We start from the raw sequence: 16568 nt of genomic DNA on the forward strand, positions 1-16568 counted from the left end.
GCTGGCTACCGGCCGTAGTCCTCCAGCACGGCGTCGGCGGTGTGCTGGCCGCTGATGAGACACATCGGGACGCCGATGCCGGGCGTTGTGAACGACCCCGTGAAGTAGAGACCGGGAACCTCCGAGGAACGGTGGCCGGGCCGGAGCGGGCCGGTCTGGCGGAGCGTGTGTGCCAACCCGAGCGCGGTGCCCTCGATGGAGTTGTACCGGTCGGCGAAGTCCGAGACGCAGAAGCTCTCTTCGAGTACGATTCGGTCCCGCAACTCGACGCCGGTGTTCTCGGCGATGTCGTCCAACACGAGGTCCCGGTAGCGCTCGCGGGTCTCGGGACCGTCTTCGAGACCCGGCGCGATTGGCACCAGCGCGAACAGGTTGCTGTGGCCCTCGGGCGCGACCGTCTCGTCGGTCTCGCTCGGCACGCAGAGGTAGTAGGCGGGGTCGTCGGGCCACTCGGGGTCCTCGAAAATTTTGTCGAAGTGGTCGTTCCAGTCGCTGGGCAGGACGAGCGTGTGGTGTTCCAGTCCGTCCACGTCGCCTTCGACGCCGAGATACAGCAGGAACGCGGAGGGCGCGTAGGTTCGAGAGTCCCAGTAGTCGGCGTCGTACTGGCGGCTCTGGGGCGGCAGGAGTTCCTGCTCGGTGTGGGCGTAGTCGGCGTCGCTGACCACGAGGTCCGCGCGGAGGTAGTCGCCTTCCTCACTCCCGTCGGTGTCCAATTCCACCCGGAAGTTCCCCGCGGACCCAAGGATGGACTCGACCTCGCTGTCGGTGCGGTACTCGACACCCAACTCCGCGCCCAACTCCGCGATGCCGTCCACGACGACGCCCATCCCGCCGCGGGATTCGCCTTCCTCGTCGTTCGCCACGGGATAGTGGACCCCGAGGTTGAAATCGACGTGGCTCATCAGGTTGTAGAGCGCGGGCGTGTTCTTCGGTGACCCGCCGAGGAAGACCAGCGTGTACTGCATTATCTGCTGGAGTTTCGGGTGGTCGAAATACTCCTCGACGTGGCCCTGCATCGACCCGAGGAAGGTGAGTCCGCGGGCGTGGCGAACCACGTCTAGGTCCACGTAGTCGCGGAACCGCGGTCGGTCCTCGTAGACGAAGTGTTCCATCCCGATATCGTAGGTCTCCTCGGACTCCTCGAGGTAGGCGTCCAGCGCCGCGCCCGCACCGGGTTCGTACTCCTCGAAGGTCGCCTTCGTCGCCTCGCGGTCGGCCGTGACGGTCACCTCGTCGCCGTCCTTGAAGAAAATCCCGTAGTGGGGGTCGAGATGTTCCAGTCCGTAATACTCGTCGGGACTCCGACCGAAGTGGCCGAAAAAGCGCTCGAACACGTCGGGCATCAGATACCACGACGGACCCATATCGAATCTGAAACCGTCGCGTTCGAGGACGCTCGCCCGGCCACCCAACTGTTCGTTCTTCTCAACTACGGTCACGTCGGCCCCCGCGTCGGCGAGGTAACAGGCCGTCGAGAGACCGCCGAAGCCGCTGCCAACGACCACGACGGACCGGTCGGCGAGTTCCATATCGGATTCTCAGGGCGCGAGTCACATAAATCGACGGACCGGACTCCGACGAATCCGACGGCTGAGACGCCGCGCTATCGGTGATTTTGCGGAAAATATCACCGATACACTTATATCTGAACCATGACGGTCTTGCAAACGTGAAATGAACCCCGCGAAGTTCGCCCTCCTGCTGGGCGTCGGCCTGCTCGCGTTTCTGTTCGTCACGTCGCTGTACGTCGTCTGGACCCGAATCGTGGGTCTGGACCCGACGCTCGCCCAGCGGTGTGCGAACCTCTCGCGGCCGGGCCGGACGACCATCGCCCTCGCATCGGGGGCACTGCTGGGCACCGGGAGTCTGGCCGCGCCCACCGTCGGCGTCGGCATCGCCGGGATGATCCTGTTCGCGGCCAGCACGTTCGCGTCGCTGATGCTGTTCGAGTTGGCCCAACAGCGCGAACGCGCCGCGAGTTAGGCTTTTTCGAGCGCGACCCGGTAGTGGGGTCCTTCGTCGCCGTACCGCACCTCTTCGACCGACCACCCGGTCCCGACCGCGGCCTCCCGAATCCGGTCGGGACCGAACAACCGAAACAGCAGGGTTTCGCCCAGTTCGCCCTCGTACTCGAAGGTCATCACGCGCGCGGCCATCCCCGGCGTCGGGTCCGGTCGGTAGCCGAGCAGTTCCCCGGTCTCGATTCGCGCCGGGTCGTAGCAGTCCACCACCGCCGTCGCGTCCGGCGTCGTCACGACCGCGAGGTCCCCCAGAAATCGCCGAAGGCCGTCCATTGACCCCGCGAGACCGAGTTGCGTCCCGATGGCGAGCGCCGACCGGAACCGGTCGCGCTCGAACTGCTCGCGGAGCGCGAACATGTCGCCTTCGCGGGCGTCTTCGACGCCGCGCTCGCGCATCGTCGCCACGAGGTCGTCGCTGACCTCGACGGCGACCGTCTCGAAGCGCTCCTGAAAGTACAGCGCGTGGCGGCCCGCGCCAGCCCCGAGGTCCAACAGCGGCCCGTCGAGTCGGGCGTCGAGCCAGCGGCCGTTCTCACCCTCGCCAGCAAACTCCGTGAAGTAGAACTGCTCGATGGGATGCTCACGGGTCTGCTCGCCGTCGCGCTGAGCCAGCGGTTCGTCGCGCTCGCCGCGATGGTGGTCCCGGACCGCGCGGCCGAAGGGGTCTGCCATGCGTGAATTGGCAAGCGGCTGTCGGAAAAGCATTCGTGAGTAGTGGTAGCATGCGACGCTACAGGGCGCGCTCGCGTCGTCGCTGGCGACGACGCGAGCGCGTCAGCCACAGTACCGAGGCGAGCGCGCCACAGTTACTGACGCGAGTGCGTCACTCGTCGCCGACGAACCGCAGTCGGAACTCGTAGTACCTGCCGTCGAGTTGGAGCAGTTCGGGCGTCTCCGGTTGCGCGAAGGCGTCTTTCCGGACGTTCCCGTCGATATACGCCCGGCGTTCGAGTCGCTTCAGTATCGACCGGTACGCCGACGAGTAGGGATGGGTCTCGCTGTAGGCGTCGTGACCTCTCGCTTCCCGGAGAATCGTCCGTTCGTCGGCCGAAAGGTCGTCTCTGTCGAGTCGAGGGCCAACGAAACGCGCGCGGAGAACCGCCTCCATCTCGTCGGGCGACTCGGCGACCGGTTCGACCTCGGCGCGGTAAATTCGCTCGTAGAACGTCTCACGGGCGACTTCGACCGAGTAGATTTTGTCTCGATACTCGACGTGGCTCGGTCCCGAGTCCCCGAGGAGACTGCTCGCCTCGATTGCCTCCTCTCTCCGGTAGACGTAGCCCCCTCGCTGGACGAGACCCCGCGGAACGCCACCTGCGTTACCCCGAGCGCGGGCGGCCATCTGCGCGATTTTGACCGCTCGCTGGTCGGTCCCCGGTAGGTCGCCGTGCGCGACGTGGTCGGGCACGGAGTCGAGTTCGTCGGGTCGCCCGACCGTTTTCAGACGGAGAACGGGGTGAGTCACTTCTGCCTCGCCGACGACGATGGAGCCGAGTCGGTAGTAGGTTCCGTCGCGTTCAGCGTACGTCGGGTCGTCGCGCGCGAAGAACGGCTCTCGGTACTGAATGGTGTACGTCTCGCCGTCGAGCGCGGCCGCGAAGGCGTCTTCATCCCAATCGGGACGACTCTCTTCGAGGTCGGTGACGTACCTGTCGCGGAGCGATTCCGTCTCGCGCAAAAGCGTGAGCCTGAGTCGTCGCTCACCGTCCTGACCGTCCGTTACTCCGTCGATGGCGTCGAGACAACCGCTCGCTCCCGCGAGACCGACCGCGCCGGTCGCCGCCAGCAGTCGCCGCCGCGAGATGGTGGAGGGCATCGCCCGTCAGTTTCGCCACAGTTGACAAATTCCTTGCGTCTCGGTGCGACTCGAACCGGTTCCCTGACGACTCACTCCACCTGCGCGCTCGGTCGCTCGCCCGGACCGGCCACGGCCGCCTCCACCGCCGAGAGCAGTTCGTCCGGTCCCACGACGCGCCCGCGCTCGCTCAACTCGCGGTAGAGCGCCGCGGCGTCGCTCCCGGCGTAGTTGCGCTCGGCGAAGGGTCGCTCCTCGACCACGACTACCGAGTCGGCCTCGCGGGCGGCCCGGAGGTTGGCGAGGTTGCCCGCGCCGACCTCCACGTCCGCGAGGACCGTCGCGTCCGCCCGGCGAATCCGGTCCTCGACTGCCCGGCGGGCCTCGTCGCCGACCGGCGCGAACGGTTCCTCGGTCACGGCGTCGAGACCGAGCGACCGGGCGGTTTCGAGGTCCGAATCGCCCTCGTTGAGCGCGCCGACCGACACCTCGTAGCCCGCCGCCGAGAGGACGTAGAGAAGTCGTGAAACCGTGCCGCCGCCTCCGACGACGTGAACGCGCCCCTCGCTCTCGGTCGGGCGCTCGGGCAGGGCCGTGACGTACGTGGACCCCGTGACGGGGTGACTGGAGACCACCGCGCGCGTGTCGAAAGCCGCTTCGAGGTGGTCCTCCGCGAGGACCGCCTCGGGGTCGCCGCTGGCCTGAATCTCGCCGCCAGCGAGCAGGCGGAGTTCGTCGCAGTAGTGGGCCGCCAGATTCAGGTCGTGGATGGCCGCCACGACAGTCTTGCCGTCCTCGTTGGCCAGTTCGCGGACGAGTTCGAGCGTTCGCACCTGATGGTTGATGTCGAGGCTCGCGGTCGGTTCGTCCAGCAAGAGTGCGGGGGTGTCCTGCGCGAGCGCGCGTGCCAGTAGGACGCGCTGGCGCTCGCCGCCCGAGACCGCCGTAATCGACCGGTCGGCGAAGTGGTCTACCTCGGTTCGCTCCATCGCGGCCTGCACTCGCTCGCGGTCGGACTCGCCCCCGTCGGAGGGTCCCGAGAACCGCGACCGATAGGGGTGGCGACCCATCGCCACCACGTCCTCGACCGGGAAGTCGAACGAGAGCGTCGTGTCCTGCGGGACGACTGCGACCCGGCGACTGGTCTCTTTCGAAGCCAACGAGGAAACGGAATCGCCCGCCACCCGGACCTCGCCGCGGTCGGGAGTGAGGACGCCGTGAATAGTCCGGAGCAGAGTGGTCTTCCCGGCACCGTTTGGACCGACCAAGCCGACGAACTGGCCGTCCTCGATAGTCGTTGTCACGCCGTCGAGGATGGCGTTCTCGCCGAGTCGGACGGATACGTCGTCTATCTCTATCATCGGTTTCTACGTGGGGTTTCGGTCGTCGGAGTCGTGAGAATCGTCGGAGCTGTGACTGTCGCCGGAGGAACGTGGTTTTAGAAAGCCCCCGACCGCTCGCGGTCGCTCTGCGGGATACTCGCGCCTCTCGGCAACGCCCGGCGCGAGTAGTGCCCGCAGAGACGACCACGGGTCGAAGACCCGCGAGCGGTCGGTCCCTTTCATCCACCCACACGGTAGTCGGTAGGAGTTAGCGCGTTCCCGTCGGCTGGTCGGTTGAGCGTTCGCCTGCCAGTTGGTCGGCCGAGCGCATCCAATCGAACGTCGTCGCCTTGCGCGCGTGTCCAAATCCCGTCTCACAGCGCATGCACCTCCCGCGTGCGGAGGAGATAGAGGAAGAAGGGCGCGCCCAGAAACGCAGTCACGATGCCGACTGGTAGCTCCGCCGGTCCCGAGCGCGCCAGCGTGTCCGTGGCGACGAGGAACGTCGCGCCAGCGAGCGCGGAGGTGGGGAGTAGGATTCGGTGGTTCGGGCCGACGAGCAGGCGCATGACGTGGGGCACCACGAGACCGACAAAGCCGATGACGCCGGTGACCGCAACCGCCGCGCCGGTCATCACGCTGGCGACTCCGAGCAGGAGGCGCTTGGTGCGCTCGACTTCGACGCCGAGCGCGTGGGCGTCCTCCTCCCCGAGCAGGAGGACGTTCAGGTCCTCCGCGTACGCGTAGAGAATCATGAACCCGGCAAGCGCGACCGGGAGGACCATCGTCACGTCGGTCCACGACGCCAGATGGAGGTGGCCCATCAACCAGTAAACCGCCCGGCGGAGGCTCTCGCCGCTCTGGAGGAGTAGAAAGGAGACGACTGCGCCGAGGAACGTCTGGACCGCGACGCCAGCGAGCAGGAGCGTTGCGACGGGCGTCCGGCCGTCCTCGGTGGCGAGCAGGTAGACGCCGAAGGCGGCCCCGAGCGCGCCGAGGAACGCCGCGGCCGGGAGCGCGAGGTGGGGCGCGAACGGGAGCGCGAAGGGAAGCGCGATGGTCGCCACCGCGCCCACCGCCGCGCCGGACGAGACGCCGATGATGGAGGGGTCGGCCATCGGATTCCGGAAGAACCCCTGCATCACGACCCCCGCCGTCGAAAGCGCGAGACCGACGACCGCCCCGAGCGCGATGCGGGGCAGGCGCAGCGTTATCACGATTGTTTGGGCGGTCTCGGGCACTGCGAAGTCGAAAATCGCCGCGAACGCGACGGTCGGGGTCGGGACCGAAATAGCGAGTCCCGCGATTCGGAGCGTCCGCTCGGCCACGCCGACCCCGGCGGGCACGGCGACGGCGTTCAGAAGCACTTTCCCGACGACGAGATAGTCGAGCGCCACCGGCCCGATTGCGGCGCTGACAACCACGACGACCGCCAGCGCGGCGGTCAGTCCGGCCGACCAGCCGACGACTCGCGCGGAGCCACGCATCGTCTGAAAGCCAGATTGCTTTAGGTAAATACTTATTGGATACAGCCGGAGTTGGGCACGCATGAGTAAGAAGTTCACGAGCCTATTCGCGGTACTGCTGTTGCTCGCGGCGGGCGTCGCCCCGGTCGGTGCAGTTTCCGGCGACGCCGCAGTTGCGAGTACCGGAGCGACCGCGACCCAGACTGATTGTTCGTTCCCCGTCACGGAGACCGACGCGACGGAGACCGAAGTGACCGTCGAGCAGAAACCCGAGCGCGTCGTCACGCTCGCGCCGAGCGCGGCCCAGACGATGTGGGAAATCGGCGGCGAGTCGCAAGTCGTCGGCGTCTCCCAGTACGCCAACTACTTGGAGGGTGCCGACTCCCGGACCAACATCTCGGGCGCGGGCCAGAGCTACGTCAACGTCGAGAAAGTCGTCTCGACCGAGGCCGACCTCGTTCTCGCCCCGAACGTCATCCCGAACGAGACGGTCCAGAAGCTCCGTGACGCCGGACTCACCGTCTTCAAACTCGGCTACGCGTCCTCCGTCGAGGACATCTACGCGAAGACGAATCTGATTGGCACGCTCACTGGTAACTGCGAAGGTGCCACCGAGACGGTCTCGTGGATGCAGGACCGCATCGGCACGGTCCGTGACGCCGTTGAGGGCGAGGACGCGCCGGGCGTCCTCATCTCGCAGGGCGGCGGATGGACCGCCGGAAGCGGCACGTTCGTCGGCAACGTGGTCGAACTCGCTGGCGGAACCAACGTCGCCGCCGAGGCGAACGTCTCGGGCTACGGGAAGATTAGCGAGGAGGTCATCGTCCAGCAGAACCCCGAGTGGATTATCCAACTCGGCGCGTTCGGCGCGTACCCACAGACCGAGGCGTACAACGGCACCAACGCCGTCAAGAACGGGCAGGTTCTCACGGTCAGCAACGAGAACATCAGCCAGCCCGCGCCGCGAGTCGTCCACGCCGTGGTGAAGATGGCCCAAGCGTTCCACCCCGACGCCTACGCCGAGGCGAACACCACGACGACCACGGTCGAAACGACTGAGGCTCCTGACACGACGACCGACGCCGCGACGACGGCCGAGGACGCGATGCAGGAGGCGACCACGGAGACGACGACCGCCGACTCCTCCACGGGGTCCATCCCCGGATTCGGCGTCTCCGCGGCGCTCGCCGCGCTGGCTGGCGCGGCGATGCTCGCCGGTCGGCGCTGACGCGACACCCTTGAGCCGTCCCGAGGAATCTCTTCTTTCGCGCGTTTCCTAAGGTGTTTAGTGGCCGGAGTGAGAGGGTGAGATATGGTCGAGAAAGTGCTGTGGCCCGCCTACTTCGACGCGGAGAAGACCCGCAACGAGGGCCGACGGGTCGCCGCCGAGATGGCCGTCGATGAGCCGACGGTAGACGAGATAGCCCAAGCAGTCCAGCAGGTCGGGTACGACGCGATAATCGAGCGCGACAAGGCCTACTCCCGCGAGAACTGGGACGAGCGCGGCCGCGTGCTGGTCCAGAACGCCGACGATTCGACGAAGAACGACCTGATTCAGGCGGTCGCGGCGTACGTCGCGGCGCTCCGAGACTGATGGCGATGCAGAAACTCGGTGCGGTCGTCCGGACCGCGCAGGGACTCGCGGTCGTCCGCTGTTCCGACGACGACCATCCGGACGTGGGCACCGAGGCGGTGGACGAGCAGTTGCGTAGCGTGGGCCGAGTCGTGGACGTGTTCGGCCCGGTCTCGCGGCCCTACGTCGCGGTCACGCCCGACGAAGGGGTCGCGCTGGCTCCCCTTCTCGGCAAGAAACTCTACGCGCGGTAGAGCGGCCGACGACTGATTTTTCACCCGCTTCCGACTCACCTACTCGCTCGCGGACCGTCCGACTAGTAGCGCGACGGTCCCGACACCGACCGGGACGAGCGCCGAGAGACCGTCATCGGACTCTCCGGAGGCCGACGCGAACGTTGTCGTCCCTCCGGCGGTCGTCGCGGTGTCCGTGGTCGGAAGCGCCTCGGTCGTCGTGGCGACCGCATCGCCGCCGAAGTCCACGATGGCGGTGTCGAAGACGAACTCGTCGGTGGCGTTCGCGTACGGCACGTCCGTCGAACCGCCGCTCTCCACGAAGTCGAACTGCTGGTCGGCGTCGGTGTCTCGGTGGGGAACCGCGAGGAGGACCTGTCGGCCCGAGAGGTCGGCGAGTAGCGACACCTCGACCGCCTCGTATTCGCCCGGCGCGAGGTACTCCGAGACGCCGACGACGTTCCCGTTCGCGTCGTAGGCCGCGACGAATCCGCCCTCGGGCAGGACCGCCGACTCGACGACGACCGCGTCGTCGGCGCTCTGGTTCTGGAACGTGACGCTCGCCGGGGTCACGGTCGTGGTAGTTTCCGTCGCGGTGGTTGTGGTGGTTTCCGGTGTGGTAGTTGCGGTGGTCGTGGTGGTTTCTGGCGTCGTGGTTGTCGTGATTTCCGTCGTTGTAGTTGTAGGCGTCGCGGTTTCCGTGGTGGTCTGTTCGGTCGTCGTCTCGGTCATCGCGGTTGTCGTCGTTTCCGCTGTCGTGGTGGTCTCCTCAGTCGTAATGGTCTCGGTCGTCGTTTCTGCTGTCGCGGTCGTCTCCTCAGTGGTCTCGTCCGTGGTCGTGGTCTCCTCCGTTATCGTGGTCTGAGTCGTCGGGGTTGCGGTCGTAGTTGTCTCCTCTGTCGTCGGGGTTGCGGTCGTTGTCTCAGTCGTGGTTGTCGTCAGGTTTCTCGTAGTCGTCGCCTCGGTTGTCGTGGTTTCAGTTGTCTTCGGAGTTTCCTCGGTCGTTGCCGTAGTCGTGGTCGTCTCGATAGTCGCGGTTTCGGTCGTCTCGGTCGTCGTCGCGGTTGTCTCCGTGGGTTCGATTACGGTCTCCTGAATCGGGGTCACGGTCTCCGTGGTCGTGGTACGAACCGTGGTCGTGCCCGGCGTCTCCGTCGGTTGCGTGGCAACCACCTCCGCGGCGGCCGAGGCGGCGCTCTGCTGCAACTCCTCGGGGGGCACGTCCTCGCCCTCAGCGACCAGTTCCGCCGTCTCGACCGCGGCCTGCCGACTCGCGTCCAGTATCTCCGCGGCCGCGGTAACGCCCTCCTCGGCGGCGGACTCCGCGGCCCCGGCGGCCGCGCCGCTGGTGATAGCGAGGGTCTGCTCGGCGCTGGCGTCCTCGGTCTCGGCGGCCGACGCGACGCCGCCGGAGGCGGCACCGCGGGCGGCGGCCTGTATCTGGGTGACGCTGGCCACCTGACTCTGCGAGACGCTTCCGGTCGCGGCCCCCTGCGCGGCGGCGAGAATCTGGACCTGCGTCACGTCCACGCGCTGACTCTGGACGACCGCACCGGCGGCCGACCCCTCCGCCGCGGCCTGAATCTGCGCGACGTTCGCGGACTGGGACTGGACCAGCGACCCGAACGCGGCCCCGCGAGAGGCCGCCTGCACCTGTCGCACGTTCACGGTCTGGACCTGCGTCACGCCGCCCTTGGCCGCGCCGAGCGCGGCGGCCTGCACCTGCTCGACGGTCACCTCTTGGCGCTGGACGACGGACTCGACCGCGCCGGTGGCCGCGCCCGCGGCGGCGACCTGAATCTGGACGACGTTCACTATCTGGACCTGCACGACCGTCACCTTGGTCAGCGCGCCGCGGGCCGCGCCGAGCGTCGCGGCCTGCACTTGCTCGACGTTCACCCGCTGGACCTGCTTCACCACTCCGCCTTGGGCCGCACCCTCGGCGGCGAGTTGTATCTGCTCGACGGTGACGCGCTGGGTCTGACTGATGGCACCCGAGGCCGCCCCGCGGCAGGCCGCCTCGACCTTCTCGGCCGGGACCTCCCTCGGCTTGGGCTTTTTCACGCCGCCCTTGGCCGCGCCGAGGGCGGCGACCTGCACCTGCTTGACGTTCACTCGCTGGACCTGGACGAGCGCGCCGCCCGCGGACCCGCGCGCGGCCGACTGAAGCTGACGAGCGCCGACGCGCTGGTGCTGGGCGAGCGACCCGAACGCCGCGCCTTGGGCGGCCTCCTGCACCTTACCGATGGCCGTCACGTCGTTCCGACCGGCCGAGGTCGCCGCGCCGTGGGCCGCCCCGCGCGCCGCGACCTGTATCTGGGTCACGCTCGCGGTCTGTCGCTGGGCGACCGACCCGTGGGCCGCCCCGAACGCCGCACCTTGCACTTGGACGATTTCGGCGGCTTGGGTCTGGACGATGCCGCCCGTCGCGGCCCCGCGGACCGCGGACTGAATCTGGCGGACGGTCGTCTCTTGGGACTGCAACAGCGCGCCGTGGGCCGCTCCGCGCGCCGCGACGAGAACCTTGCCGACGTTCGCGTCGGAGTCGTTCGGTGCGGCCGCGACCGCACCGCGGACCGCCGCCGTCCGCTTTCGGTCGGGAACGGTCGCGCCCTGAATCTCGGCGAGTTGCGCACCCTGTCTGGCACCGAGTTCGGCCGCCTCGCGCGGCGTCAGTTCGCCCACGTCCTGTTCGGCCCGCGCCGCGTTCGCGGGCGCGACGCCGAGTCCGGTCGCGTCGGTGTTCGGAAGCGTTTCGAGCGTTCGCACGACTTGCAGAGCGTCGCCAGTGCGAGCCGATTCGGCGTCTCCTTGCGCTGTCGATTGGTTCGACTGCGCCGCGTCGTCTCCGGCCGAGAGACCCACGGCGGTCGGGGCCGCGAACCCGGCGACGAGGATGACGACGAGGACGAGCGCGCGAGCGCGATTCGAGTGCATGCGAATCGGCGACGATGCGTCTCCGGTTCAATCCCGAGAACGGTTAATTCCGTTCGGCGTCGCTCGCGCCGGGAAATCGCGGATGGCACCGATTCCAGCGGTCACTACTCGCGGGCAACGCGCGTTACCGACAGCGAATCCACAACCACAAAGGCGGCCGGGTGGCAACGCCACGGCATGGAGAATCGAACGCGCGTATTCGCGGCCGTCGGGTTGACCGTCGCCATGTTCCTGCTGGTCCAACTCGGCGCGCTGGCGCTCGTCGAGCCGTTTCAGCAGGCGGGCTACCAGCAGGTCGAGAACCCCTCCGACCCGACGAACAGTCTGTTCTACGTCGCGGCAGTGCTAGTCCTGACCGGCGTGATGCTCGCCATCATCAAACTCGAAGTGCAGTGGTTGCTCCGCGGGGCGCTTATCTTCACCAGCGGACTGCTCTCGTGGTACGTCTTCTCGGTCGTAATTCCGGGATGGCTCCTCGTGCAGTTCGGGGGCGCACCCCTCAACGTCCTCGCGCTGGCCGCGGCGGCGGGCGTCTCGCTCGCGCTCGCGGTTCATCCGGAGTGGTACGTTATCGACGCCGCGGGCGTCGTGATGGGCGCTGGCGCGGCCGGACTGTTCGGTATCAGTTTCGGTCTGCTCCCGGCCATCCTGCTGTTAACCGTGTTGGCCGTCTACGACGCCATCAGCGTCTACGGCACCGAACACATGCTGACGCTGGCCTCGGGCGTCATGGACCTCAAGATTCCCGTCATCCTCGTGATTCCGATGACGCTCTCGTACTCCTTCTTGAACGACGACGGCGGAATGACCGGTGAGGAGGACGAAGCCGAAGCCTCGATGGAGGACGAACCGAGCGCGGCCGACGGCGGCGACCCCGCGGCGACCGACGCCGACGCCGAGCGCCCGGACGTGACCGAGCGCGACGTGTTCTTCATCGGTCTCGGCGACGCGGTGATGCCCTCGGTGATGGTCGCCAGCGCGGCGTCGTTCGCGCCGCCGGAACCGCTCGTCTCCGGTCTCGCGCTGAATCTGCCCGCGCTGACCTCGATGGTCGGAACTATCGCCGGACTGCTCGCCCTGCTCTGGATGGTGATGAAGGGTCGGGCGCACGCCGGACTGCCGCTGTTGAACGGCGGCGCTATCGGCGGCTATCTGGTCGGCGCGCTGGCGAGTGGCATGACGCTGATGCAGGCGTTGGGGCTGTAGACGGCAGACAAGTCAGGTTCTGTTCGCTCATTCTCTCTCCTGTTCTCTTTTCGTTTCCTCTCGTTCAGAACCACTCGCGCGCTGGCGGAACGACGCCAAGCGTCGCCGCGCCGAGATAGAGTCCGAAGGCGACGGCGACGACGCCAAACCCTGTCGCGGCCGCGCTCACCGACTGAGTGGCGAGCAGAATACCGGTCCACGTAATCACGAGCGCGACGCCGACCAGCAGGAGGGTGCCGATGACGCCGAGGATGGCGTCCTCGACGGCCGTTCGGACGACGCCGTAGAGCGCGGCCTCGTCGAAACCGACATCTCTGCCGCCGTCGGTTTCCGGGGCACCTTCGGCGTTGTCGGAAGGCGAGTCGGAGTCTTCGTCCATGGCGGAGACCATGCGTCGGCTTCGAAGTGACGATACAGAAACCTGACGGTAGGGTAAGGTTTCCGTCGGACTCGCGTCCTACCCCGTGCCGTGCCATCCCCAATGATTTGCGAGCCGCTGACAGAGACCTAACCGAGATAATATCTCAAGTACGAGTAAATATTTAGCAAGGCTGTGCAGTGGTAGCACCCCGCCTAACCGACGCAGAGCGCAAAAAGCAAGAAACCAAAGCCGGTACCGACTCGTCGTTCATCGCCGCCGTGATGCTCGCGGCGCGAGAGAGCGTGCGACGACTCAGTAATTATCCTCTTCTTCGAATCGCTGGCCCGTGAGCGGTCTCACCGTCCCTCGATGAGCGACCGAACTACCTCCCGGTCAGCGCCTCGCTCGCTGGCGCGAGCGAGATGTCCGACCCGAGACCCGCCTCGCTCGCTTTCTCGTAGAGCATGTGGGCCGCGGCGACCGTCTCGATTCCCGTCCCGCCGCTGTCGAAGACCGTGATGTCCTCGTCGCTCTCCCGGCCCGGCGCTTGCCCGGCGACGACCTCGCCGAGTTCCGCGTGAATGTCGTCGTCCGAGACCGCGCCGTCTTCGACCGCGGCGATGAACGACCCGGCGTCCTGCATGACGCGCTCGCGGAGGTCCGGGACGTAGGTCGCGCGCTCGATGGTCGTCGCGTCGAGTTCGCGCTTGTCGGGATGGTACTGGCCCATCGCGGTGACGTGGGTGCCCGGCGCGAGCAGGTCGCCATCGAACACCGGGTCGCTCGCGGTCGTCGCCGTAATCACGATATCGGCCTCCTCGACTGCGGCCGCGCTGGAGGCGACCGCCGCGACCGAGGGGTCCAGTTGTTCGTTCATCTCGGCGGCGAACGACTCCCGAGACTCTTTCGTCGGCGAGTAGACCCAGACGCTGTCGAGGTCCCGGACGGTTTCGGTCGCGCGCAACTGCCCGCGGGCCTGCGACCCGGTGCCGATGACTGCCAGCGTCTTGGCGTCCTCGCGGGCCAGCGCGTCGGTGCCGACCGCGCCCGCCGCGCCGGTCTTGAAGGGGTTCATGCTCGCGCCGTCCAGCAGTGCGAGCGGTTCGCCCGACTCGGCGTCGAACAGTGGCGCGACGAACCACGCGTCCTCCGCCCCGAACCCGGCGGCGTACATGTACCCGCCCATCGCACCGGTCTCGGGGAGGACGGCCGCGTAGTCGGTGAGCATCCCCGGTGGCTCGGCATTGGTGAGTTTCGCGCGCGGTCGGGCCGGAGCGCCCTCGCCGCGCTGGCGGTAGCCCTCGCGGACCGCTTCGACGTACTCGCCGGGCGACGCCAGTCCGGAAACGTCCTCGCTGGTCAGAAAGACTGCGTCCGTCATGCGCGAGTTAACACAGTCCAGTCGGAAAACGATTGAGGCACCGGCCGAGACGACTGGTTGTTCAGCGTCGCTCGACGGTCAGAAACTGTCGGACCCAAAATGAAAACCGAAGTGAAAAATCGAATCGAGAGAGCGGAGAACCGGATCAGTCAGCGGCTTCGAAGGAGGTCGAAGACGAAGACTCGACCGTTTCGGGCGAAGACTGGGTGTCCTCAACGGGACTGTTGACGAACAGTGCGTGACCGATGAGTGCAACCGGGATGCTGGCCGCCAGCGGGACGGCGGACGTGAGTGAGAAACCGAGGACGCTCAGGGTCGCGGTTACACCGATCAGGGAAAGCGGAATCAGGCCGAGGATGAAGTCGTAGTACCCAGTCATAGTCTATTACAAAATATGCCCCATAGGTATATAACTCTTTCCCGTAGTTGACCGGTTCAATACCGATAGGCGAATCGTATGCACTCCGTGAGATTTCCATAAGTTATGAGTACGATACTGGTCTGTTTTCGGCTCTACAGTGCTTCAAATGAATCAGAAAGCGGCTCTCTGGCGGGTCTAGAAATTCCTGTCAGTAATTTCTACGTCGTGACTAGAAATCGTGTACGTCTCTGAAAATCGCTCGAACGAACTCACTCTCCGCGCTCGGGCAGGTCCGCGACCGCGGGACCGTCCAGCACCTCGCCGTCTATCGAGAAGCGCGACCCGTGACACGGGCAGTCCCACGACTGCTCGGCGTCGTTCCAGTGGACGATGCAGTCCATGTGCGTGCAGACCGCCGACGTGACGTGGAGTTCGCCCTCCTGGTCGCGGGCGACAGCGAGTTGCGTGCGGTCGCGTCGGACCACCTCGCCCTCGCCGGGCGCGACCATCGGGTCCTTACCGCGAAACGGGGCCTTCGCCCAGTCGCGGGCGAACTCCGTGCCAACGTCGAGATTCTCCTTGAGAAACTCCTCGCCCCCGGCCTCGGGGTCGAATCGCTGCGAGTCGAAGGCCTCGGCCCACCGCGGGGACTCTCCGCGGGCGTACGCCGCGAGCATCCGCCCCGCCGCGGTCCCGTTGGTCATGCCCCACCCGCCGAACCCCGTGGCGACGTACACCCCGTGAGTCGTCGGACCGAGTTCTCCCACGAAGGGAATCTGGTCCACGGAGACGAAATCCTGCGTGGACCACCGGTACGCGACCGATTCGACCTCGAAGTGGTCGCGGGCCTGTCGCTCCAGTCTCCGGTACCGCTCGGCAGTCGAATCGCCCTGTCCCGTCTTGTGGTTCTGGCCGCCAATGAGCACCATCTGCCGGTCCGACCCCTGTCCGCCCGCCCCGGACCCCAACGCCTCAGTGCTCGGCACCGGCCGGACAGAGAAGTACGGCGACTCGTCGCGGTAGAACATCCCTTCGGGCGGTTCCTCGGCGAGTTCGACCGCCAGCACGTACGACCGCTTGGGGTACTGGCGCGCGAAGTAGAACGCCGGGTCCTCGATGGGGAAGTGGGTCGTGACGAGGACGCTGTCGGCGGTGACGGTTCCGCGCTCGGTCTCGACCCGGCAAGGGTCGTCTTGCCCGCCGTCGTCCACCTCGGTCACCTTCGTCTGCTCGAAGACGTGGGCGTCCTCGCCCGGAATCTCGTCGGCGAGTTCGAGCAGATACTTCCGCGGGTGGAACTGCGCCTGCTCGGCGAACTTCACCGCGCCGGGCGTCTCGTCGGGGAACGGCGGGTCGGCGACGAACTCCGCGGGCAGGTCCAGTCCTTCGGCAACGGTGGTCTCGCGGCCGACCGCCGCGCGTTGGTCCTCGTCGGCGGCGTAGGTGTAGGCCGGAAGTCGCTCGAAGTTACAGTCGATGTCGTGGCGCTCGACGCGGTCGGCGATTTCCTCGATTGCGGCCGCGTTGGCGCTGGCGTACTGCTTGGCGGCGTCCCGACCGTGCTTGTCCAGCAGGTCGTCGTAGACGAGTCCGTGCTGTGCGGTCACCTTCGCGGTCGTCCGGCCGGTGACGCCCTCGACGATGCGGTCGGCTTCGAGCAGGGCGACCGACTGACCCGCCTCGGTGGCGTGGAGCGCGGCGGTAACCCCCGCGATACCCCCGCCGACCACCGCCGTCTCGACGTAACGGTCCCCGTCGAGCGCCGGAAAATCCGTCCGGTCAGTCGTCGCCAGCCAGAACGATTCGTCTTCCCCCGGTAGCGGATGTTTCTCGTCCATCGTGAACCCCCAGAATCGCGTCGCAATTCGGTCGCCGTGCGCTTAACCTCGGTGGCTGGCGAGGTCGCCCG

At 67.0% G+C, this 16568-nt stretch carries 15 protein-coding genes; 5 read left to right on the forward strand and 10 right to left on the reverse strand.

Annotated features, from left to right (window positions below; all coding sequences use genetic code 11):
* Positions 1-5 precede the first annotated feature (5 nt).
* Positions 6-1532 carry a phytoene desaturase family protein gene (locus EP007_RS12455; protein ID WP_128477961.1) on the reverse strand — a complete coding sequence of 509 codons (1527 nt, stop codon included), beginning with the start codon at positions 1530-1532 and terminating at the stop codon, positions 6-8.
* Positions 1533-1677: 145 nt separating this feature from the next.
* Here EP007_RS12455 and EP007_RS12460 point away from each other — a divergent pair, with 145 nt between their 5' ends.
* Positions 1678-1986 (forward strand): hypothetical protein, encoded by a 309-nt coding sequence (locus EP007_RS12460; RefSeq protein WP_128477962.1) that lies wholly within the window; start codon positions 1678-1680, stop codon positions 1984-1986.
* Here the strand turns inward: EP007_RS12460 and EP007_RS12465 are convergent.
* From EP007_RS12465 to btuC, 4 genes are all read right to left on the reverse strand, one after another.
* Positions 1983-2696 carry a methyltransferase domain-containing protein gene (locus EP007_RS12465; protein WP_128477963.1) on the reverse strand — a complete coding sequence of 238 codons (714 nt, stop codon included), beginning with the start codon at positions 2694-2696 and terminating at the stop codon, positions 1983-1985. The genes EP007_RS12460 and EP007_RS12465 overlap by 4 nt on opposite strands.
* A gap of 151 nt (positions 2697-2847) precedes the next feature.
* Positions 2848-3840 carry a hypothetical protein gene (locus EP007_RS12470; protein WP_128477964.1) on the reverse strand — a complete coding sequence of 331 codons (993 nt, stop codon included), beginning with the start codon at positions 3838-3840 and terminating at the stop codon, positions 2848-2850.
* Positions 3841-3911: 71 nt separating this feature from the next.
* Positions 3912-5180: a heme ABC transporter ATP-binding protein gene (locus EP007_RS12475; protein WP_128477965.1), complete on the reverse strand. Its 1269-nt coding sequence runs from the start codon at positions 5178-5180 to the stop codon at positions 3912-3914.
* A 335-nt stretch (positions 5181-5515) separates the two neighbouring features.
* A complete protein-coding gene (gene btuC / locus EP007_RS12480) occupies positions 5516-6628 on the reverse strand; it encodes a vitamin B12 ABC transporter permease BtuC (RefSeq protein ID WP_128477966.1) in 1113 nt (370 codons plus the stop codon).
* Positions 6629-6689: 61 nt separating this feature from the next.
* Here btuC and EP007_RS12485 point away from each other — a divergent pair, with 61 nt between their 5' ends.
* From EP007_RS12485 to EP007_RS12495, 3 genes are all read left to right on the forward strand, one after another.
* Positions 6690-7835: a PGF-CTERM-anchored ABC transporter substrate-binding protein gene (locus EP007_RS12485; RefSeq protein WP_128477967.1), complete on the forward strand. Its 1146-nt coding sequence runs from the start codon at positions 6690-6692 to the stop codon at positions 7833-7835.
* Between the two features lie 84 nt (positions 7836-7919).
* Positions 7920-8201 carry a signal recognition particle subunit SRP19 gene (gene srp19 / locus EP007_RS12490; protein ID WP_128477968.1) on the forward strand — a complete coding sequence of 94 codons (282 nt, stop codon included), beginning with the start codon at positions 7920-7922 and terminating at the stop codon, positions 8199-8201.
* Between the two features lie 5 nt (positions 8202-8206).
* Positions 8207-8434, forward strand: a complete 228-nt coding sequence (locus EP007_RS12495) for an H/ACA ribonucleoprotein complex subunit GAR1 (RefSeq protein WP_128477969.1) — start codon at positions 8207-8209, stop codon at positions 8432-8434.
* Positions 8435-8473: 39 nt separating this feature from the next.
* Here the strand turns inward: EP007_RS12495 and EP007_RS17810 are convergent, their stop codons facing one another.
* On the reverse strand, positions 8474-11350 hold the full coding sequence (locus EP007_RS17810) for a DUF7282 domain-containing protein (RefSeq protein WP_208023497.1): 2877 nt from the start codon (positions 11348-11350) through the stop codon (positions 8474-8476).
* Positions 11351-11527: 177 nt separating this feature from the next.
* On the opposite strand from EP007_RS17810, the gene EP007_RS12505 reads away from it, so the two are divergent.
* Positions 11528-12556, forward strand: a complete 1029-nt coding sequence (locus tag EP007_RS12505; protein WP_128477970.1) for a presenilin family intramembrane aspartyl protease PSH — start codon at positions 11528-11530, stop codon at positions 12554-12556.
* 64 nt (positions 12557-12620) lie between these two features.
* Here EP007_RS12505 and EP007_RS12510 read toward each other — a convergent pair whose 3' ends face one another.
* From EP007_RS12510 to EP007_RS12525, 4 genes are all read right to left on the reverse strand, one after another.
* Complete coding sequence (locus EP007_RS12510) at positions 12621-12935, reverse strand: hypothetical protein (RefSeq protein ID WP_243700384.1); 315 nt, start codon at positions 12933-12935, stop codon at positions 12621-12623.
* 364 nt (positions 12936-13299) lie between these two features.
* A complete protein-coding gene (locus tag EP007_RS12515; protein ID WP_128477972.1) occupies positions 13300-14298 on the reverse strand; it encodes an ornithine cyclodeaminase family protein in 999 nt (332 codons plus the stop codon).
* 145 nt (positions 14299-14443) lie between these two features.
* Complete coding sequence (locus tag EP007_RS12520; protein ID WP_128477973.1) at positions 14444-14677, reverse strand: hypothetical protein; 234 nt, start codon at positions 14675-14677, stop codon at positions 14444-14446.
* Positions 14678-14928: 251 nt separating this feature from the next.
* Complete coding sequence (locus EP007_RS12525) at positions 14929-16497, reverse strand: FAD-dependent oxidoreductase (protein WP_128477974.1); 1569 nt, start codon at positions 16495-16497, stop codon at positions 14929-14931.
* Between the last annotated feature and the right edge of the window lie 71 nt (positions 16498-16568).

The organism is Halorussus pelagicus (assembly GCF_004087835.1).
In the GTDB taxonomy this organism is placed as follows: domain Archaea; phylum Halobacteriota; class Halobacteria; order Halobacteriales; family Haladaptataceae; genus Halorussus; species Halorussus pelagicus.